The organism is Corallococcus terminator (genome assembly GCF_003611635.1).
Classification (GTDB): Bacteria; Myxococcota; Myxococcia; order Myxococcales; family Myxococcaceae; genus Corallococcus; species Corallococcus terminator.
Window position 1 is genome coordinate 21,173 of sequence record NZ_RAVZ01000033.1, and the last position, 22,134, is coordinate 43,306.

Consider the following 22,134-nt stretch of genomic DNA (forward strand, 5'->3'; position numbering starts at 1 on the left):
CTCTTGCTGCGGGGAAGAAGAACGGTGACCTGCCGCGTTGGGGAACAGGGGGCCACCGCCCTGGGGCGGGCCTGATCCGACCCCCGGCCCACCGGATCCGCCTGGTGCGGCCATCACGCACTGCATTGCGTTCCCCCCTGCCGCGGAGCCCTTCCCGGAAGCTGATCACATTCCAGGATACTTCGCCCTCCTTGCTTCTCGCCTGATATGAAGTGCCCCCCTCATCGCTCAGGTTCATGAGCGAGGGCTCCCCCCGGGTGAGGCTGCCATGCTGCGACTCATCAATCGCTACGCCCATGGCTTCGTGTCAGTCCCCGTCATCGTCGCATGCAAGCAAAAGGGGCTCTTCTCCAGCCTGGAGCAACCCAAGACCCTGGAATCCCTCGCGGAAGCGCTGAGCGCGAACTCCGGCCACCTCCAGGCCGCGCTCCGGATGCTTCACGCACTGGGTTGGCTTTCACGCGATGAGGCTGGCACCTATCAGGTCACCCCCGAGGCCGGACTCCACCAGCAGCTCCCCTCGGACCTGCTCGAACTGAGCGGCCTCTCCATGGCCCGCTACCTGTCGCCCGGAGAGCCAGGCGGCCCCCTTTCGCGGTGGATCGCTCGCTCACGACAGCGGTGGGATGTCACGGATCCGTTGCTCGCGGATCTCCTGGACGGGGTCCTGCTCGTCCCCCTGTTGTCCTCGCTGGGTCGCGCGGGCCCTGGACCCGCGGCCCCCGGGACGCTGCCCTGGCCTGTCGGCGTGAGCCCTCCGGTCCGCGAGGAATTGGACGCGCTGTTCCTGAGCAAGGGTTGGGCGGAGCCCGTGCCAGAGGGCCTCCAGCTCACCGATACCGGGCGCTTCCTGACGCAGCGCGGCCTCATCGCCGGGACCACCGCCTCCTACGCTCCGATGCTCGCGCGGATGCCTGAATTGCTGTTCGGGGATGCCCAGGCCGCGTTCGAGCGGGCGCACGGCGGCGCCGAAAGCCATGTCGACCGCACCACCAACGTCGTCGCCAGCGGCTTCCAGCACGAGCGCTTCTTCCAGGAGGTCGATGACGTCGTCCTCGCGATGTTCGACCGCCTGCCCCTCGAAGCCCAGCCCCGGTACGTCATCGACATGGGCTGCGGGGATGGGACGTTCCTGCTGCGCATCCATGCGCTCATCCGCTCACGCACCGCCCGGGGCCAGCACCTGGAGCAGCACCCCGTCCTCTTCATCGGCGCGGACGTCAATGAAGCGGCGCGCGCCGCCACCGCGAAGACCCTGGCGGAGGTGCCCCACCTCGTCGTCCATGGCGACATCGGAGACCCGGCCCGGCTGATGGCGGACCTGCGCGCGCTCGGACTTCCTGAGCTCGAACGCACCCTGCACGTGCGCTCGTTCCTGGACCATGACCGCCCCTACATCCCTCCCGCTCGGCCTCGTGAGACGGAGGCGCGGGCCCGGCTTCCGCTCCAGGGCGTGTATGTGGATCCGAAGGGCGCGCTCATCCCTCCCGGCGTCATGTTCCAGAGCCTCGTCGAGCACTTCCAGCGCTGGGCGGACGTGGTGACGGAGCACGGCCTGCTCCTGCTTGAGGTCCACAGCCTCCCGCCTGAAACGGTCCACCGCTTCCTGGACCAGTGCGAGAACCTCCACTTCGACGCGTACCACGCGTTCTCGAAGCAGTACCTGGTGGAGCCCCACGTCTTCCTGCTCGCCGCGGCGGAGGCGGGCCTGTTCCCGAAGCTCGGCTTTCCTCGCCGCTCGCCTCGGACGTTCCCCTTCACCCGCATCACCCTGAGCCACTTCGAGAAGCGTCCCTACACCGTGCGCCACGCACGGCTGGAGGATCTGCCCGCCCTGCTCCAGTTGGAAGAGGCGTGCATGCCTCCTGCGCTGCGGGCCTCGGAGCGGCAGTTGCGGTCCCGGCTGGAGCAGTCCCCGGACGGCAACCTCCTCCTGGAGCTGGAGGGCCGCACGGCGGGCGTCGTCTATTCGCAGCGCATCACGGATGAGTCCCTGCTGGCGCGGGCGAGGCACTCGGAGCTGGGCGCCCTGCATGCGCCGGGAGGAGCGCTCATCCAATTGTTGGGATTGAACGTCCTGCCGGAGATGCAACGCTTTGGGTTGGGGGATCAGCTCCTCGAATTCATGCTCCAGCATTGCACGCTGTTGAGCGACGTCGAACGCGTGGTGGGCATCACCCGCTGCCGGGACTACCCGGCACATGCGCACCTGCCGCAGCGGGACTACCTCCAACTGAAGGACGGCAGCGGCAAGCGCGTGGACTCCATCCTCCGGTTCCACGAGGCACACGGCGCCTCCATCGTCGGACTGGTGCCCGACTACCGTCCGGAGGACACCGACAACCAGGGCGCGGGCGTGCGGATCTCCTACGAGCTGCGCACGCGGACGCGCGGCCAGGGGGCCCCGGTCTCCACCCCAGGAGCCCAGGAGCGCCCCGCCGTCACGGACACCGTCGAGGCCGCCATCCGACAGGTGCTCGGCGAGCGACGCGCGGCGGCGTTCGCGCCTCGCGCCTCGTTGAACGAGATGGGCCTGGATTCGCTCGACCTGATGGAGCTGGCCTCGCTGCTCGGTCGGCACTTCGGCGCGTCCGTGGAGTCCACCCTCTTCTTCCGTCACGGGACCCCAGCCACCCTCTTCCAATATTTCGAGGAGCAGGCCCGGGGTGGCGCAACCACCGTCCGCGCTCCCGAGCGGACGCGGGTCCACGACGAAGCCTCCGACGAGCTCCGGGAACTTCGCGGTGAGGGCGCCTCGCGGGCGGAGACGTCGCACGAGCCCGTCGCGATCATCGGCATGGCGTGCCGCTTCCCAGGCGGCGCCACCAGCCCCGCGGCCTACTGGTCGCTGCTGCACCAGGGCACGGATGCCATCAGCGCCATCCCCCACTCGCGCGGGGAGCTGCTCTCGCTGCATGCCTCGCGACCGGGCGCTGACGACCCCTTCCCCCGGCACGGCGGATTCCTGGAGCGCATCGACGGATTCGATGCCTCGTTCTTCCGGATCTCACCCCGGGAGGCGGGCTCCATTGATCCGCAGCACCGGCTGCTGCTCGAAGTGTCCTGGGAGGCACTGGAGAACGCAGGGCTCGATCCCGAATCCCTGGCGGGCACGCCCACCGGCGTGTTCACCGGCATCTTCTCCCACGACTACGAATCGCTTCAGCTCCGGCAGCAGTCGCCGCAGGAGCTGGGCCCGTACTTCGCGACCGGCAACTCCAGCGCGCTCGCTTCGGGACGCCTGTCCTATTTCCTCGGCCTCCAGGGCCCCGCCATCACTGTCAACACGGCGTGCTCTTCGTCCCTCGTCGCGGTCCATCTGGCGGCCCAGAGCCTGCGCCAGGGCGAGTGCACCGTGGCGCTCGCGTCGGGCGTGAACCTGCTGCTGTCTCCGGAGCTGAACGTCACCTTCGCCCAGGCGGGGATGCTCTCGCCGGATGGGCGCTGCAAGACCTTTGACGCGGGCGCCAACGGGTACTCGCGCAGCGAGGGCTGTGGCGCGGTCATCCTGAAGCGCTTGTCCCAGGCGCTCGCGGACGGAGACACCGTCCTCGCGGTGCTGCGCGGAACGGCCATCAACCAGGATGGCGCGAGCAACGGCCTCACCGCTCCGAACGGGCTCGCCCAGGAGGCGGTGATCCGCAAGGCCCTGGCCGACGCGCGCGTGGCGCCTGCGGAGGTCTCCTACGTCGAGGCCCATGGCACCGGCACACCGCTGGGAGATCCGGTGGAGCTCAACGCCCTGGGCGCGGTGTACGGCGCGGGGCGCACGCCCGAGCAGCCCCTGGCCATCGGTTCGGTGAAGACGAACATCGGCCACACCGAGGCGGCGGCGGGACTTGCGGGATTGCTCAAGGTCGTCCTCTCGCTCCAGCACGAGTCCATCCCCCGGCACCTGCACCTCGCGCGGCTCAACCCGCAGATCCGGCTCGACACCATTCCCGCGCGCATCCCCACCGAGCCACTGCCCTGGCGCGGCGAGCCGGGACGCCGCCGCATCGCGGGCGTGAGCGCGTTCGGCTTCAGCGGCACCAACGCCCACGTCATCGTGGAAGAGGCGCCCGCACCGGCCCCGCGTCGCGACCCGGGCGCACACCGACACCACCTGCTGGCGCTCTCCGCCAGGAGCGCTCCCGCGCTGCGGCAGCTCGCCCGTGCCCATGAAGAGGCCCTGGCCAGTGCGCACGTGCCCTCGCTCCAGGATGTCTGCTTCACGGCCAGCACGGGGCGCGCGCACCTGGACCACCGGCAGGCCTTCGTCGCACACACTCCCGAGCAGTTGCGCGAAGCCCTGGCCACGTTCGCCAGCCAGGAGCCGGGACCCCGTCCGTCCGTGGGCAAGCGGGCGTTCCTCTTCACCGGACAGGGCGCGCAGTCCGTGGGCATGGCGCGCCAGCTCCACGAAACGCAGCCCGTCTACCGGCGGGCCTTCGACCGCTGCGACACGCTGCTGCGTCCCCTGCTCGGTGCCTCGTTGTGGGACGTGCTGTATCCGGCGTCGGGGACCTCCTCGCCCCTCCACGAGACCCGCTTCACCCAGCCGGCCCTCTTCGCCGTGGAGTACGCGCTGGCCGAGCTGTGGGGCTCCTGGGGCATCGTGCCGGACCTGGTCATGGGCCACAGCCTGGGCGAGTACGTCGCGGCCTGCGTGGCCGGCGTGTTCAGCCTCGAAGAAGGACTGCGGCTGGTGGCCAGCCGGGCGCGGCTGATGCAGGCCCTCCCCTCCGGAGGGACGATGATGGCGCTCCTCGCCGGCGAGGAGCAGGTCGCCGAAGCGATCCGCGCCAGCGGGGCGCCCGTGTCGATCGCCGCCATCAACGGCCCGGCCAGCGTCGTCATCTCCGGCCCCGACGAGGCCGTGCGAGCACTCGCCGCGACGCTGAAGGAGCGCGGCGTCCAGGGCAGCGCGCTGACGGTCTCCCACGCCTTCCACTCCGCCCTGATGGAGCCGATGCTGGCGGAGTTCGAGCGCGTCGCCTCCGGAATCGACTTCCGGCCTCCGCGCATCGGCGTCATCTCCAACGTCACCGGGGCGCTCGCGGGTCCGGAGCTCACCACCACGGCCTACTGGTGCCGCCATGTCCGCGCGCCCGTCCGGTTCGCGGAAGGGATGCGGACGCTACACGCGCTAGGCTGCGACACCTTCCTGGAGCTGGGCCCGAAGCCCACCCTGCTCGGGATGGGGCGACAGTGCCTGCCCGAGGACGCCGGCGTCTGGCTTCCCAGCCTGCGGCCCGGCATCGACGACGAGCAGCAACTGCTCCAGAGCCTGGCCACGCTCTATGCGCGAGGGGCCCGGGTGGACTGGGCCGCACTCCATCGCCACGAGCCGGGGCGCAAGGTCTCGCTGCCGACCTACCCCTTCCAGCGCGAACGCGCCTGGTTCAGCACGTCTTCGTCGCGGACCCCCACGCCCCGTGCGCGCGAGGGCGGTCGGAGCCATCCGCTGCGAGGCCGGCGGCTCCGCTCCGCGCTGGAGGCGATCCAGTTCGAGTCCACGCTCCACGCCAACGCCCCCGCGTACCTGGCCGAGCACGTCGTCCACGAATCCATCGTCCTGCCCGGCGCGGCCTACCTGGAGATGGTGCTGTCCGCGGGCTCCGCGGTGTTCGGCTCGGAGTCCTTCGCCCTCGAGGACGTCGTCCTCCAGCAGGCGATGCTCCTGTCACCCGAGGAGCCCCGGACGCTCCAGACCGTCCTCGTGCCCGAAGAGGACGCGCGCGCGTTCACCTTCCGCATCTCCAGCATCGGGCCGGAAGAGGACGACGCGGAGCAGCCCGCGTGGACCCTCCATGTCTCCGGAAGGCTGGTGGCCCGTCCCGTGGTCCCGGCCACTCCCAACCTGGAGGTCCCTGACCGCCGGATCCCCGGTGGACAGAAGGTGGGCGACTTCTACACGCGCATGGATGCGCGCTCCATCCACTACGGGCCCAGCTTCCAGGCCGTCGAGGAACTCTGGGGACGCGAGGGCGAGGCGCTCGGACGGATCCGGCTTCCCGAGCACATCGCGAGGGAGGCGGGCGACTATCTGCTGCATCCCGTGCTGCTCGATGCCGCGCTCCAGGTGACCTATGGGGCCCTCTCCACGGGGACGTACATGCCTGTGAGCATCGAGCGGTTCACGGTGGACGCGACCCCGGGCACCGAGGTGTGGAGCAGGGCCCGCCTCCACGCGGGTGCGCGCGAGGGGGCGGAGACCTTCACCGTCGACCTCGACTTCTTCACCTCCGATGGCCGCTCACTGGCGCGCGTCGAAGGCATGCTGTTCAAGCGGGCCACCCCGGAGGCCTTGCAGGGCCGCGCGGCGAAGCCCTGGCAGTCCTGGCTCTACACGTCCGAGTGGCGTGATCAGGGTCCGGTGCTCCTGCCCGCGCGCGAGGGCGGACCCTTCCCCGAGGAGGCTCGCATCCCCCTGCGGGCCGAGCTGGAGCGGCTCGTCGCCGGGCAGGATCTCACGGCCCAGGACGCGCTCTTCCACCGACTCGAAGCGCTGAGCGCGGCCTACGTCGTCCAGGCCTTCCAGCAGCTCGGCTGGACGTTCCCGCGTGGAGATGAGTTCACGACCTCCGCCCTCGCATCGCGGCTGAACGTCGTCGCTCGGCACCATCGGCTGCTGGGCCGGCTGCTCGAAATCCTCTCGGAAGAAGGTGTGCTGCGGCGCGACGGTGCGCGGTGGCAGGTGCTGCGAACTCCCGAGGAAGCCTCACCTGAAACCTGGGTGGGCCGCACGGGCACACACCCGCCCGCGGTGGAACTGGAGCTGCTCGATCGCTGCGGAACATCCCTCGGTACGGTGCTTCGCGGGGAGCAGGATCCGCTCCAGCTCCTCTTCCCCGAAGGCGACCTGTCGACCACCGCCCGGCTCTACGAAGGGTCCTCTTCGTTCCTGCCGATGAACCAGTTGGTCCGGAGCACCCTGTCCTGGTGGCTCTCACAACGCCCCCAGAAGCCCTTGCGCATCCTCGAGCTTGGCGCAGGGAGCGGCGGGACCACGGCCCATGTGCTGCCCATCCTGCCCGGGGAGCGGACCGAGTACGTCTTCAGTGACGTCTCGCCGATGTTCGTCTCCCAGGCCCGGGAGCGATTCGCCGCCTGGCCCTTCCTGCGGGGCAAGGTGCTCGACCTCGAGCAGGATCCACGGGCGCAGGGGTTCGAGGAGCACTCATTCGACCTCATCCTGGCCGCCAACGTGCTCCACGCGACGCGGGAGCTACGCACGAGCCTGGAGCACATCCAGCGACTGCTCGCGCCCGGTGGCTCGCTGGTGCTGCTGGAGGTCACCGCGCCCGCGCGCTGGACGGATCTCACCTTCGGACTCACGGAGGGCTGGTGGCGGTTCACCGACACCGAGCTGCGGCCGGAGCATCCGCTGCTGTCCGCACCCCGCTGGCAGGAGGTGATGGCGCGAAGTGGCCTGCCCCACTCCGAGGTCATCGCCTTGTCTGATCCGCGAGGCGGAATGCTCTCCCGGCAGGCGGTCCTCCTCGCACGCGCCGGGGAAGCGACGGCCGTGAAGCCTCGGGCCCCGGCGAGCCCCTGGCTCGTGCTGGCCGATCGCGGTGGCGTGGCGGATCAGCTCGAAGCGCTGCTGAAGACCCGGGGCGAGCCCTGCATCCGGATCCACGCCGGAGCGGGATTCGCCCAACGCTCCGAACACGCGTTCGAGGTCGCGGCCTCCGAGGTTGGCGACTTCGAGCGCGTGCTCCGGCAGGTGCTGGGCGCGGGGATCGTCCCTCGCGGCGTGGTGCACCTGTGGAGCCTGGACGTGCGGGAGGACACCGGCCCCCAGGATGTCTCGGGCCTGGAGGAAGCCGCGCGGCACAATGTCGAAAGCGCCCTGCACCTCGTGCAGGCCCTGGTCCGGGTGGCCATGCCCAGGACCCCTCCGGTGTGGCTGGTGACTCGCGGCGCGGTGCCGGCCGGTCCCTCGGCCCGGGTGCCTGGGGTGGCACAGGCTCCGCTCTGGGGCCTGGGCAAGGTCATCGCGCTGGAGCACCCGGAGGCCTGGGGCGGGCTCGTGGATCTGGATCCCGAAGCGCCCGTGGATGCCCAGGCGCTTCTGGCGGAGTTCACCGCGTCGGGCGGCGAGGAGCAGCTCGCCTTCCGGGGTGGGCATCGCTACGCCTGCCGCCTCGCGCCTCGCAGCGTGCAGGAGCCTCGCGCGCCCACCGTGAAGGCGGACGGCGCCTATCTCATCACCGGAGGGCTCGGCTTCCTGGGGCTCCAGGTGGCGCGCTGGTTGGTGCGGCAGGGCGCGCGGCATCTGGTCCTGGTCGGCAGGAGTGCGCTCTCGGAGCGCGCCCGGTGGGCCCAGCTCCCCGAGGGCTCCGAGGAGCAGCAGCGCGCGGAGGCCCTCCTCGCGCTGGAGCAGCAGGGCGCCACGGTGGAATGCCATGCGGTGGATGTCGGCGATGCGGAGGCCCTCTCACGACTCCTGAAGCCGACGACGGCGGTGCGGCCCGCGTGGCGCGGCGTCATCCACTCCGCGGGGGTCGCCGGCTATGAGCCGCTCACCGACACGACGCCTCGGGCGCTGGCGAGCATGTTCCGTCCCAAGGTCGCGGGAGCGTGGCTGCTGCACCAGTTGACGCGCGAGCTCGACCTGGACTTCTTCGTCTGCTTCTCCTCGGCCTCCTCCACCTGGGGCGCCCGGGGACACGCCAGCTACGCCTCCGCGAACCAGTTCCTCGATGCCCTGGCCCACCACCGGCGCGCGCTCGGCCTGCCCGCGCTGACCGTCAACTGGGCGCTCATCGGCGAGGGCGGCATGCTCCCCGAAGGGTACGGCAGCACGCTGCGCCAGATTGGCGTCGAAGCGATGCGCGTGGAGGACGGCCTGCTGGCCATGGGACAGGCCATGGCCACGGGCGCGGCCCAGGTCACCGTGGCCCGCGTGAACTGGAGCACCTTCAAGGAAGTGTACGAGGCACGGCGGCGCCGGCTGCTGCTGGAGGAACTCGCGATCCGCGCCCCCCTGCCCGTCCCCATCACGGTGAAGCAGGTTTCGAGCGCATCGCTCCTGCAACAGCTCGCGGAAGCGCCGCCGGAGGAGCGCGCCGGGAAGCTGAGCACCTACGTCCAGGAGCACGTCGCGCGGGTGCTCGGGTTGGGCGTGCGGCAGCTCGACGTGCGGCAGTCGCTGCATGTGCTGGGGCTCGATTCGCTGATGGCCATCCAGTTGAGGACCCGGCTGCGCCACGACCTGAAGGCCGATGTGCCGGTGGTGAAATTCATGGAGGGCTTCAGCGTGGTCAGCCTCGTCGATCTCCTGGGACAACACCTGACCACCCTGCTGGCCCCGGCCCCCGCGGACGCCGGCTGGGTGGAGGGCGAGCTATGACGCCGTCGCGGCTCCTGCGCGACCTCTCCGGGCAGGGCGTGGAGCTGTGGGCCGAAGGCGACAAGCTTCGCTACCGCGCGCCCAACAACGTCCTGACGCCAGCGATCCTCGCCGACCTCAAGCACCACAAGGCCGGGCTGCTCGAACTGCTCCGGGAACGGGCGGCTCCGGTGCGCCGCCACCCGCTCTCCCAGGGCCAACGCGCGCTCTGGTACCTGTACCAGGTCGCTCCCGACAGCCCGGCCTACAACGTTGCGTTCGCGGGCCGCCTGCGCTCGGAGGTGGAGGTCCCCACGCTGCGCGAGTCGCTCCAGGCGCTCGTGGATCGCCACGCCACGCTGCGCACCACCTTCCCGCTGTCGGAAGGCCAGCCCGTCCAGCACGTGCACGCGAAGCGCGAAGCCCACCTGGAGCTCGTGGACGCGTCGGGCTGGTCGCAGGAGCAGCTCTCCGCGCGCGTGTCCGCCTCCTACCGGCGGCCGTTCGACCTGGAGCAGGGACCGCTGATGCGGGTGGAGCTGTTCACCCTCTCGCCCCGGGAGCACGTGCTGCTGATGTCGCTCCACCACATCGTCATCGACTTCTGGTCCTTGATGGTGCTGGTGGATGAACTCGGCGCCCTGTACCAGGCGCGCAAACAGGGCACGCGGGCGGAGCTGGCGCCGCTCACCCGCGCGTATTCCGACTACGTCGACTGGCAGGCGGAGCTGCTGGCCGGTCCCGAAGGCGAGCGGCTCGAGCGGTACTGGAAGGAGCAGCTTTCGGGCGCCCTGCCCGCGCTGAACCTGCCGGTGGACCGTCCGCGCCCGCCCGTGCAGACGTACCGGGGCGCTTCGCATGGCTTCCGGCTGGGTCCTTCGCTGACCCGGGACATCAAGGCGCTGGCCCGGTCCGAAAGCGCCACCGTCTACACGGTGCTGCTGGCCGCGTTCCAGGTCCTGCTCCACCGCTACACGGATCAGCAGGACATCCTCGTGGGCTCGCTGATGGCTGGACGCGGCCAGTCCGAGTTCGCCGAGGTGACGGGCTACTTCGTCAACCCCGTCGTCCTTCGCGCGGACCTGTCCGGCGACCCCACGTTCAGCGACTTCCTCGCGCAGGTGCGGCAGCGCGTCCTGGGCGCGATGCGCCACGAGGACTACCCCTTCCCGCTGCTCGTCGAGCGGCTCCAGCCCAACCGCGACGCGAGCCTGTCGCCCGTCTTCCAGGTGCTGTTCGCGCTGCACAAGCCGCCCCGGCTGGAGCCACTGATGGAGCTCTGGGCACCGGCGGGCGGACACGCCTCGCTGGAGTGGGCGGGCCTCCAGTTGGAACCCCTCGCGATGGGGCAGCAGGAGGGGCAGTTCGACCTGACGCTGGAGATGATGGAGACGCAGGACGGGCTCGGCGGCTTCTTCAAGTACAACACCGACCTCTTCGACGCCGCCACGCTGCGCCGCATGGAGGAGCACTACGTGGCGCTGCTCCGGGGCGTGCTGGAACAGCCGCGCCGGCCCATCTCCCGGCTCCCCCTGCTCTCCGAGGACGAAGCCGCGCGGCTGTTGCGGACCTGGAACGACACCCGGGCCGACTTCCCGACCGGGCAGCGGATCCACGAGCTCTTCGAGGCCCAGGCCGCCCGGACCCCGGAGGCCGAGGCGCTGGTGGATGGCGGGCGGCGGCTGGACTATCGCGAGCTGAACGCGCGCGCCAACCGGCTCGCCCGACACCTGCGCTCGCTCGGGGTGGGGCCCGAGGTGCGGGTCGGCGTCTGCGTGGAGCGCTCGCTGGAGCTGGTGCTGGGACTGCTGGCGATCCTCAAGGCGGGCGGCACCTATGTCCCGCTGGATCCCGCCTACCCCGAGGAGCGCCTGCGCTTCATGATCGGGGATGCGCGCACGCCCGTGCTCCTCACGCAGCGCAAGCTGTTGGAGCGCCTGCCCTCCCAGACGGCCACCTGCGTCTGCGTGGGGCCGGACGAGGTTCCTGGCGCGGATCAAGACGACACCAACCTGGGCGACACGTCGCGCGCGGAGAACCTGGCGTACGTGCTGTACACCTCCGGCTCCACCGGCACGCCGAAGGGCGTGTCCATCACCCACCACAGCGCCGTCACCCTGCTGCACTGGGCGCGGACGGTGTTCACGCCCGAGGAGTACGCGGGCGTCCTCGCCTCCACCTCCATCTGCTTCGACCTCTCGGTCTTCGAGCTCTTCGTCCCGCTGAGCTGGGGCGGCAAGGTGCTGATGGCCGAGAACGCCCTGCACCTGCCCACGCTGGAGGCCGCGGCGGAGGTCACCCTCATCAACACGGTGCCTTCGGCCATCAACGAGCTGCTGAAGGTGGGGCGGCTGCCGCCCTCGGTTCTCACCGTGAACCTCGCGGGCGAACCCTTCTCCAGCGAGTTGGTGCGCCGCATCCACCGGGGCGGTTCGGTCCGGCGCGTCTACAACCTCTACGGGCCGTCGGAGGACACGACCTACTCCACCTTCGCGCTGCTGGACGGCGCCTCCCAGCGCGCGCCGACCATCGGACGGCCCATCGCCAACACGCAGGTGTATCTGCTCGACAGGCACCTTCAGCCCGTGCCGACCGGTGTGGCGGGAGAGCTGTACCTGGGAGGCGAAGGACTGGCCCGGGGGTACTTCGAGCGGCCCGCGCTGAGCGCGGAGCGCTTCGTCCCCAACCCCTTCGGCGCGAGCCCTGGCTCGCGGCTGTACCGGACGGGGGACTTCGCCCGCCACCTGCCCGACGGCAACCTGGAGTTCCTCGGCCGGCAGGACAAGCAGGTGAAGATCCGCGGCTTCCGCATCGAGCTGGGAGAAATCGAGGAGGCCCTGCTCGCGCACCCCACGCTGCTCGAAGCCGTGGTGGTGGCCCGGAACGAGCCGCTCGGCCGACGACTGGTGGCCTACGTCGTGCCGCGCGAAGGGCAGACCCCGGTGCCCGCGGAGCTGCGGCGCTTCCTGAAGGAGCGGCTGCCAGACCACATGGTGCCGGCGACGTTCATGACGTTGGCCCGGCTGCCGTTGAACCCCAATGGCAAGGTGGACGCGCGCGCGCTGCCCGTCCCCACGCGCGCCAGCGACGACGCCCACGCGCCCCGCGAGGCGCCCCGCACCGACGCGGAGCTACGGCTGGCCCCCATCTGGAGCGAGGTCCTCCGGCTGGAACGCGTGAGCCGTCACGACAACTTCTTCGAACTGGGCGGCGACTCCATCCTGGGCATCCTGGTCGTCACCCGGGCGCGTCGGGCCGGACTCCAGCTCACGCCCCAGCACATCTCCCAGCACCAGACCCTCGCGGAGCTGGCCGCCGTCGCGGTCTCCACCCTCCCCACCGCCGTGGCCGAACAAAGCGCGGTCACGGGCGAGGTCCCGCTGACGCCCATCCAGCACTGGTACTTCGAGCTGGAGCCCGTGGAGCCGCACCACTTCAACCAGTCCCTGCTGTTGAAGACGCCGCCCGGATTGAAGCAGGAAGGGCTCGCGCGGGTGCTCGAACACCTGCTGGGCCATCACGATGCGCTGCGCCTGCGCTTCACCCGCATGGGTACGGGCTGGAGCCAGCGGCTGGCCGCACCCGGTGAGCCCGTCGCGCTGCACCGGCTGGACCTGGGCGCGCTTGCCGAGGACGCGCGGACCCACGCGATGGAGGCCGCCGCGAACGAGGCACAGGCCAGCCTGGACCTGCGACAGGGCCCCCTCTTGCGCGCGGTCCTCTTCGACCGGGGCGAGGGAGCGCCGGGAAGGCTGCTGCTCGCCGTCCACCACCTGGCGGTGGACGCCGTCTCCTGGCGCATCCTGCTGGAGGACCTGGAGACGCTCTTCACACAGCTCGGCCGTGGAGAGGCGCTCCAACTGCCGCCCAAGACGACCTCCTTCAAGGAATGGGCGGTGCGGCTGGAGGACCATGCCCGCTCCCCGGAGCTGGCGCGTGAGCGGGACTTCTGGGCCGCGCCGCGCGGGCCCGTGCCCACGCTGCGCCCCGAGCCGCGAACGCCAGCGGAGGCGAACACCCTGGGCGCGAGCGCGACGGTCCACGTCAGCCTGGGTGCCGAGGAGACCCGCGCCCTGCTGCGCGATGTTCCGGCCGCGCATGGCACGCGGATCAACGACGTGCTGCTCTCGGCACTCGCGCGAAGCTTCCATCAGGCCGCGAACGTCTCGCCCCTGCTCGTCGCGCTGGAGGGGCACGGACGCGAGCCGATGGGCGAAGGGGTGGATCTCTCCCGCACCGTGGGCTGGTTCACCTCCGTCTTCCCCGTGCTGCTGGAGCAGGGGCGGAGCGCCGATCCCGTGGAAGCCCTCCACGCGGTCAAGGCGCAACTCCAGGCCATCCCCCGGAGGGGCATCGGCCACGGCCTGCTGCGCTTCCTCGGACCGGACGAGACGCGGCGCCAATTCGCACAAGGCCCCGAGCCGGAGCTCAGCTTCAACTACCTGGGCCAGTTGGATCAGCTCCTGCCCGGCGACGCCGTGTTCTCCGTGGCCGACGAACCGAAGGGGCGGGAGCATGGCCCCCTCAACCGTCGGCGCTACCTGCTCGACCTGGTGGCCGCCGTGCGCCAGGGCCAGCTCCAGGTGGAGTGGATCTACGCCCCCAGCGTCCACTCGAAGGCCACCATCGAACGCCTCGCCCAGGCGTTCCTCACGGCCCTGCGCGACATCCTCCGAGGCGAGCGGCCCGTCCGGAACCCGGAGACAGCGTCCGGGGACTTCCCCGCCGCGGCACTGACGTCAGCGGAACTCCAGACGCTGCGCTCCCGCCTCCAGGCGGCGGGCACGGAGCCCGGGGACATCGAGGACATCTACGCGCTGGCGCCCATGCAGCAGGGGCTGCTCTTCCACTCGCTCTACGCGCCGGAGACGGGGATCTACTTCGAGCAGCTCACCCTGCGCTTCCGCGACGGGCTGAACGCGGGCGCCTTCCAACGCGCATGGACGCAGGCGGTGGAAGACAACCCCCTGCTGCGCACCTCGTTCCACTGGGACGCGCTCGCCCATCCGGTGCAGGTGGTCCACTCCCGCGTGGAGCTGCCCTGGCGTGAGCTGGACTGGCGCGGACTGAGCGAGAGCGAACGACAGGGGCGCATGGCCTCCCTGCTCGAAGAAGACCGCCAGCGCGGGTTCGCCCTGGACCGGGCGCCGCTGATGCGCTGCACGCTCATCCGCGTCGGCGACGAGGCTTGTGAGTTCCTCTGCAGCCATCACCACCTGCTGATGGATGGCTGGTCGCTCTCGCTGCTGCTGCGTCAGGTGCTCACCGCGTACCACGCCGCGCGACAGGGCCAGCCAACGCCGGCGAACGCCGTGCCGGCCTTCCGCGCGTACATCGACTGGCTCCACCGGCAGGACCTTCCCGCGGCGGAGCGCTACTGGCGCCAGACGCTCGCGGGCTTCACCGCGCCGACGCCGCTGCCCTCCGCCGAGCCGGCCCGCGCGGACATCCGCCGGGGCGCCCGCGCAAGCCACGTGCTGCGTCTGCCGGGGTCCCGACTCGAAGCCCTGGCGCGCGAACACCGGCTCACGCCCAACACGCTGGTGCAGGGCGCGTGGGCCCTGATGCTGAGCCGCTACGGCAGCACGCAGGACGTGGTCTGGGGCGCGACCGTCTCCGGACGTCCGGCGGAGCTGCCGCGCATCGAGGACATGGTGGGGCTGTTCATCAACACCCTGCCCCTGCGTGCGCACGTGGCCCCGGACGCGCAGCTCGTGCCGTGGCTCCAGGATCTCCAGGCGCGGCTCCAGCAGGGCAGCCAGTACGCCTACGCGCCGCTGGCGGAGATCCAGCGCTGGAGCGAAGTGCCCCAGGGCACCTCGCTCTTCGAGAGCATGGTGGTCTTCGAGAACTACCCCATGGACGGCGCCGTCGCCGACCTGGAGATCCTCAACCTGCATGACCTGGAGCGGGCCCACTACCCGCTCGCGCTCGTCGTCCTGCCCGGCGCCCCGCTGAACGCGCGGCTCAGCTACGACCCGACCCGGTTGGGAGTGGCGACGATCAGCCGCATGGCGGCCAGCTTCGAGACGCTGCTCGCGGCCCTGCTCGCGCACCCGCACCAGCGCGTGGGCGAACTGCCCGCCATGGCGGAGAGCGAGCGGCGGCTCGTGGTGGAGGAGTGGAACCAGACGTGGACCGACTTCCCCCGGCAGCAGCCAATCCATCGCCTCGTGGAGGCGCAGGTGGCGCGGACGCCGGAGGCCGTGGCCGTGGAGTACGGGGAGCGGCGTTGGACCTACCGTGAGCTCAACGGGCGGGCCAACCAGCTCGCGCACCACCTGCGTGCGCTGGGCGTGGGCCCTGAATCGATGGTGGCGCTCTGCGTGGAGCGCTCGCCGGAGATGCTGGTCGCCATGCTGGGCATCCTCAAGGCCGGGGGCGTCTACGTCCCGCTGGACCCGAGCTACCCCGCCGAGCGCATCGCCTTCATGATCGCGGACACCCGCGCCCCCGTGCTGCTGACCGAGGAGCGACACGCCGCGAGCCTGCCGAACACCGGGGCGCGGCGCGTGCGCCTGGATTCGGACTGGGAGCAGGTCGCCCGCGAGAGCTCCGAGAACCCGTCCTGGGACGTGGATCCGGAGCAGCTCGCCTACGCCATCTACACGTCCGGCTCCACCGGGCAGCCCAAGGGCGTCATGGTGACGCACCGGGCGGTGAACCGGCTGGTGCTCGGCGCGCGCTACGTGAAGCTGGAGCCGACCGACCGGATCGCCCAGGCATCGAATGCGTCCTTCGACGCCGCGACCTTCGAGATCTGGGGAGCGCTGCTGCATGGCGCCGCGGTGGTGGGGGTGGGCCGTGACGTGACGCTGTCCCCGCCGGAGTTCGCCACGTTCCTCGAAGCGCGGCGGATCAGCGTGCTGTTCCTGACCACCGCGCTCTTCAACCAGGTCATCCGGGAGGCGCCCCGGGCCTTCCGCTTGCTGCGCTACGTCCTCTTCGGGGGCGAGCAGGTCAACCCCCGCTGGGTGCGCGAGGCCCTGGAACAGTCCGCACCCGGTGAGCTCCAACACGTCTACGGCCCCACCGAGAGCACCACGTTCGCCACGTCCTGGCGCGTGGACCGGGTGCCTCCCGGCGCGACCAACCTGCCCATCGGCGGGCCCATCTCCAACACGCGCGCGCACGTGCTGGACGCGCAACTGCAACCGGTCCCCATCGGCGTGCCGGGCGAGCTGTACCTCGGAGGCGAGGGACTGGCGCGAGGCTACCTCCACCACCCGGAGCACACCGCCACGCGCTTCACGCCGGATCCGTTCGCGAAGGAGCCCGGAGGCCGGCTCTACCGGACCGGGGACCGCGTGCGGCTGTCGCCGGACGGCGCCATCGAGTTCCTCGGCCGCGGCGACCATCAGGTGAAGCTGCGCGGCTTCCGCATCGAGCTGGGAGAGATTGAAGCGACGCTCTTGCGGCACCCCTCGGTGCGCGAGGCGGTGGCGCTCGTGCGGGAGGACGTGCCGGACAACCGGAGGCTCGTGGCCTACGCCGTCCCCCACGCCGGGCAGGTGCTCGACCTGGCGGACCTCGGCCAGTTCCTCCAGGAGCGGCTGCCCGCGTACATGGTGCCGTCCGCGCTCGTGGACCTGCCAGCGCTGCCGCTCACGCCCAACGGCAAGACGGACTCACGCGCCCTCCCCGCGCCCCAGGCACCCTCGGAGCAAGCGGGGACCTTCGTCGCGCCCCGCACGCGCAACGAGGAGACGCTCGCCACCATCTGGGCGGAGACGCTCAAGCTGGAGCGCGTGGGCGTCCAGGACAACTTCTTCGAGCTGGGGGGCGATTCGATCCTCAGCATGCGCATCGTCGCTCGCGCCACCCAGGCCGGACTCAGGCTGCTGGTGCGGGACATCTTCGAGCACCCCGTCATCGAGGAGCTGGCCGCCGTGGCCACGCCGCTCCACGCCGCCCCCGAGGAAGCCGAGGCCAGCGGCGCGGTGCCGCTCACGCCCATCCAGCGCTGGTTCTTCGAACTGGACCTGCCCTCGCCCCACCACTTCAACCAGTCGTGCCTGCTCGAAGCGGCCGGCCGCGTGGAGGTGGAGCTCCTGTCGGGTGCGCTCCAGCACTTGCTGCGACAGCACGAGGCCCTGCGCCTGCGCTTCACCCGCTCGCCATCGGGCTGGCAGCAGCACGTCGCGCCGCCGGAGGAAGCGGTACCGCTCGAGTTGCTGGAAGCGCGTGGAGGTGACGAACAGGCGGTGCACGAGGCCGCCGGGCGACTCCAGGCCAGCCTGTCACTCGCGGAGGGACCGCTGCTGCGGGCGGCCCTGATCCGGGTGGGAGGCACCCCGCCGGATCGCCTCCTGCTGGTGGCGCACCACCTGGTCGTGGACTCGGTCTCCTGGCAGATCCTGCTGGAGGACCTGGACACCGCCTACCGGCAGCTCCAGCGTGGCGAACCCGTGCGACTGCCCGCGCGGACCACCTCGTTCCCGCACTGGGCCCGCCGTCTGGAGAAGGATGGCCCCGTGCGGGTCGCAGGCTCCGCGCCGCATTGGCTGGGATTGGCAGGGACAGCCCTGGTCCCGCTGCCGGTCGATGTGTCCCAGGAGGCAGCGCAAGACACGCTGGGCACGATGGCCACGGTCTCCACCTGGCTGACGCCGGAGGAGACCCACGCCCTGCTCCGTGAGGCGCCCCGGGCCTACAACAACCGGATCAACGAGCTGCTCCTCGCCGCGCTGGCCCGGAGCTTCTTCCAGTGGACCGGACACGCCCGTGTGCTGGTGGACCTGGAGGGCCATGGCCGCGAGGAGCTGTTCGATGGACTGGACCTCTCCCGCACCGTGGGCTGGTTCACGTCCACCTTCCCCGTGCTGCTGGAGCAGGGCGGTCTGTCATCGCAGGGACAGGCCCTGCGGCAGGTGAAGGAAGCGCTGCGGAGCATCCCGGATGCGGGCATCGGCTACGGCGTGCTTCGCTTCCTGGGAGAGGGCGTGCTGCGCGAACACCTGCGCGCCCTGCCCCGACCGCAGGTGAGCTTCAACTACCTGGGACAGCAGGCCCGGACCCAGGAGGACAGCGCCGCGTTCCGGGCGTCCCCCGCGACGCTCGGGCTGGAGCATGATCCGAACGGACGGCGCCCGCACCTGCTCAGCATCATCGCCGTCGTGACGGAGGGACGGCTGCGCGTGGACTGGCTGTACGGCAGCCGCGTCCACCACCGCTCCACCATCGAAGCGCGGGCCCGCGACTACCTCGAAGCCTTGCGCGGGCTCATCGCCCATTGTCGGTCGCCCGATGCGGGCGGCTATTCCGCCTCGGACTTTCCCGACGCCAACCTGAGCCAGTCCCAGCTCGACCTCATCCTGGATGAGCTCGAGCAGGACTCCACGGAGGACTAGTGAGCAAGCCTCAAGTCGAGCAGATCTACCCGCTCTCGCCCTCGCAACAGGGAATGCTCTACGAGAGCCTCGCTGCCGCCGAGTCCGGCATCCACGTGGAGCAGCTCGTCTGGCGCATGGAGGGGCCCCTGGACGAGGCCGCCCTCGAACGCGCCTGGCAGCACGTCGTGGAGCGGCACGCGGTCCTGCGCACCGGCTTCGCCTGGAAGCAGCAGTCGGAGCCCGTCCAGGTCGTCCTGCCTCGCGTCGCGGTGCCCCTGCGCGGCCAGGACCTGCGGGCGCTGCCTCCCGACGAACAGCAGCAGCGGCTGGAAGCGGAGCTGGAGTCGGAGCGCCTGCGCGGCTTCAAGCTCGCGAAGGCGCCGCTGATGCGGCTGGCCCTCTTCCGCTTCAGTGATGACGAGGCCCGGTTGGTGTGGACCTTCCATCACCTGTTGCTGGATGGCTGGTGTCTGCCCCTGCTCCTTCAGGAGGTCCTGAGCTGTTACCAGGCCTTCCTCCAGGGCCAGACACCCCGCCTGGGAACGAGCCGCCCCTTCCGGGACTATGTCGCGTGGTTGAAGCGACAGGAGCCCGAGGCCGCGCGCGGCTTCTGGTCCGCCCGTCTGAAGGGCTTCACCCGACCGACGCCGCTCGGAAGGCCCGCGGCGCAGGCAACTTCCGACGCGGGCTATGGCGTCGTGCAGGCAGGCCTGCCTCCAGCGCGGACGGAAGCGCTCCTCGCGACGCTCAAGCAGCACCGGCTCACTCCCAGCTCCTTCTTCCAGGGGCTCTGGGCCGTGCTGCTGAGCCGCTACAGCGGGCAAACGGACGTGGTCTTCGGAACGACGGTGTCTGGCAGGCCGCCGGAGCTGGAGGGCGTGGAGTCGATCATCGGCCCGTTCATCAACACCCTGCCCGTGCGCAGGGTCGTGGAGCCTTCGCGCGAGCTGTGGTCCTGGTTCCAGGAGGGGCAGACCCAGCGCAACGACCAGCGCGCCTTCGAATACTGCTCCGCGGGACAGGTCCACGAGTGGAGCGAAGTGCCCGGAGCGCTCCCGCTCCACGAGAGCATCCTCGTCTACGAGAACTATCCGATGGAGGCCTTTCAGGCCTCGTCGTCCTCGGGTCCCGGCCTCGCGCTGGCCGACCTGCGCTCCATCGGCGCGAGGACGCGCCATCCGCTCACCCTGCTCATCCTCCCGGGTTCCGAGCTGACCGTCCGGCTCGTGCATGACCGCTCACGGCTGGATGCGGCGTCCGCCGAGCGCGTCCTCCAGGGCCTGCTGGCGCTGTCCGTCGCGGTGGCGGACGGAGCGCCGGAGCGGCTGGGCGCCCTGCTGTCCCTGCTCCCGGACGACCTGATCCCCGCCGTGCATGCGCCCCGCGAAGCCACGCCCACGGACTCCCTCACGGAAGGCGGAGCGCCGAGCACCCCGCTGCAACTGCGTCTGGCCCGCCTCTGGACGGAGCTGTTGGGCGTGGAGCGGGTCGGCATGCGGGACAACTTCTTCGCGCGAGGGGGACATTCGCTGCTGGCCGCGCGCCTCGTGAGTTCGGTGAACGAGGCGTTCTCCGTGCAACTGCCGCTGGTGGGCCTCTACGAGTCGTCCACCTTCGGTGCCCTGGCTGAGCGAATTGCCTCACTCCAGCGGACGGCGCCCTCGGCGAGCGCCCCCAGCAGCACGGCCCTTCCCCAGGTGACGCCCGCCCCGGAGGCCCGCTTCGAACCCTTCCCGCTCACCGACATCCAGCAGGCCTACTGGGTGGGCCGCTCGGGCGACTACGAGCTGGGGCAGGTGTCCACGCACATCTACTTCGAGATCAACGGTCAGGGGCTGGAGGTCTCCCGCCTGGAGCAGGCGTGGCGCCGGCTCATCGACCGCCACGACATGTTGCGCGCCGTCATCCTCCCGGATGGCCGTCAGCAGGTGCTCAAGCAGGTGCCGCCCTATCACCTGCGGATCCTGGAGCTGCGTGGACAGGACGAAGCCTCACGCACCCGTCAGCTCGACGCGGTCCGCGAGGAGATGTCCCATCAGGTGCTCCCCGCCGACCGCTGGCCGCTGTTCGAGATCCGCGCCTCGCTGCTGGACGACGGGCACCTGCGGCTCCACGTGGGACTGGACGCGTTGATCGCCGACGCCTGGAGCATGTTCTGTCTCTTCCAGGAGTGGGCGCGGCTCTACCAGGAGCCGGAGGCACGGTTGCCGCCGCTGGAGCTCACGTTCCGGGACTACGTGCTCGCGGAAGAAGGGCTGCGGCGCACGCCGCTGTATGAACGCTCGCGCGCATACTGGATGGAGCGGGTGGAGCGCATGGCGCCAGCTCCCGAACTGCCGCTCGCGAGGACGCCCGACGCGGTGGGCGCGGGCCGCTTCCAGCGCCGGGGCTCACGTCTGTCCCGCGAGGACTGGCAGAAGCTGAAGCAGCGGACCGCCGAGGAAGGCCTGACGCCCTCCGCCGTCCTCTGCACGGCGTTCTCCGAGGTGCTGGCCCGCTGGAGCAAGAGCCCCCGCTTCACGCTCAACCTGACCCTCTTCAACCGCCTGCCCCTGCACCCGCAGACCCACGAGATCGTCGGGGACTTCACCTCGCTGTCGCTGCTGGAGGTGGATGCCTCGCTCCTGGAGCCCTTCACGGCGCGGGCCCAGCGCGTCCAGCAGCAGCTCTGGCAGGACCTGGATCACCGCCACTTCGGAGGCGTGCGGGTGCTGCGGGAGCTGGCCCGCCGGCAGGGTGGCAGCCAGCGCGCGCTGATGCCCGTGGTGTTCACCAGCACGCTGGCGCTCGGCGCCGCGGGCCAGGAGGCCTCCGTCCTCAATCAGTTCGGCGAAATGACCTACGCCGTCGGCCAGACGCCGCAGGTCTGGTTGGATCATCAGGTCATCGAGCAGGACGGGGCGCTGCTGTTCAACTGGGACGCGGTGGAGGCACTGTTTCCGCCCGGCCTCCTGGACGACATGTTCGCGGCCTACTGTCGCTTCCTCGCGCGCCTGGTGGACTCCGGGGCCGCGTGGCACGAACTCCACCCGGAGCTCACGCCGCCGGCGCAGTTGGCGCGACGGGCCGCCGTCAACGCCACCGAAGCCCCCCTGTCCGAGCAGCTCCTGCACGAACCCTTCCTGGAGCAGGCCCGGCTCCGTCCGCGCGACGTCGCGGTCATCACGCCGAGCGCCACGCTGACGTACGGGGAGCTCGACACGCTGGCCCGGCATCTGGGCCACCAGTTGCGGGAAGCGGGCGTCCAGCCCGACACGTTGGTCGCGGTGGTGATGGAGAAGGGCTGGGAGCAGGTCGTCGCCGTGCTCGGCATCCTCATGGCCGGCGCCGCCTACGTCCCCGTCGATCCCTCGCTCCCGAAGGAGCGGCGTCAGGCCCTGCTGGCCCAGAGCCAAGCCACGTGGATCGTCACCCAACCGTGGATCGATGAGCGGGGCGAATGGCCCGAGGGCTCGCGGCGGCTGCGCGTCGACCGCGCTCCCC

At 70.9% G+C, this 22,134-nt stretch carries 3 protein-coding genes; all 3 read left to right on the top strand.

The annotated features are described in order from the left end of the window. Positions 1–268 precede the first annotated feature (268 nt). Entirely contained in the window at positions 269–9,340 is a 9,072-nt protein-coding gene (locus tag D7V88_RS07620) for a type I polyketide synthase (protein WP_120539938.1), read from the top strand. Next, entirely contained in the window at positions 9,337–18,669 is a 9,333-nt protein-coding gene (locus D7V88_RS07625) for a non-ribosomal peptide synthetase (RefSeq protein ID WP_120539939.1), read from the top strand. The genes D7V88_RS07620 and D7V88_RS07625 overlap by 4 nt, the downstream gene beginning before the upstream one ends. Continuing rightward, a partial coding sequence (locus D7V88_RS07630) for a condensation domain-containing protein (protein ID WP_147448653.1) occupies positions 18,669–22,134 on the top strand: 3,466 nt, incomplete at its 3' end. The genes D7V88_RS07625 and D7V88_RS07630, both read left to right, overlap by 1 nt.

Excerpts from the sequence above, each read along its gene's own strand:
- D7V88_RS07620 (WP_120539938.1), top strand. The coding sequence starts at position 269 with ATGCTGCGACTCATCAATCGCTACGCCCATGGCTTCGTGTCAGTCCCC.
- D7V88_RS07625 (WP_120539939.1), top strand. The coding sequence starts at position 9,337 with ATGACGCCGTCGCGGCTCCTGCGCGACCTCTCCGGGCAGGGCGTGGAG.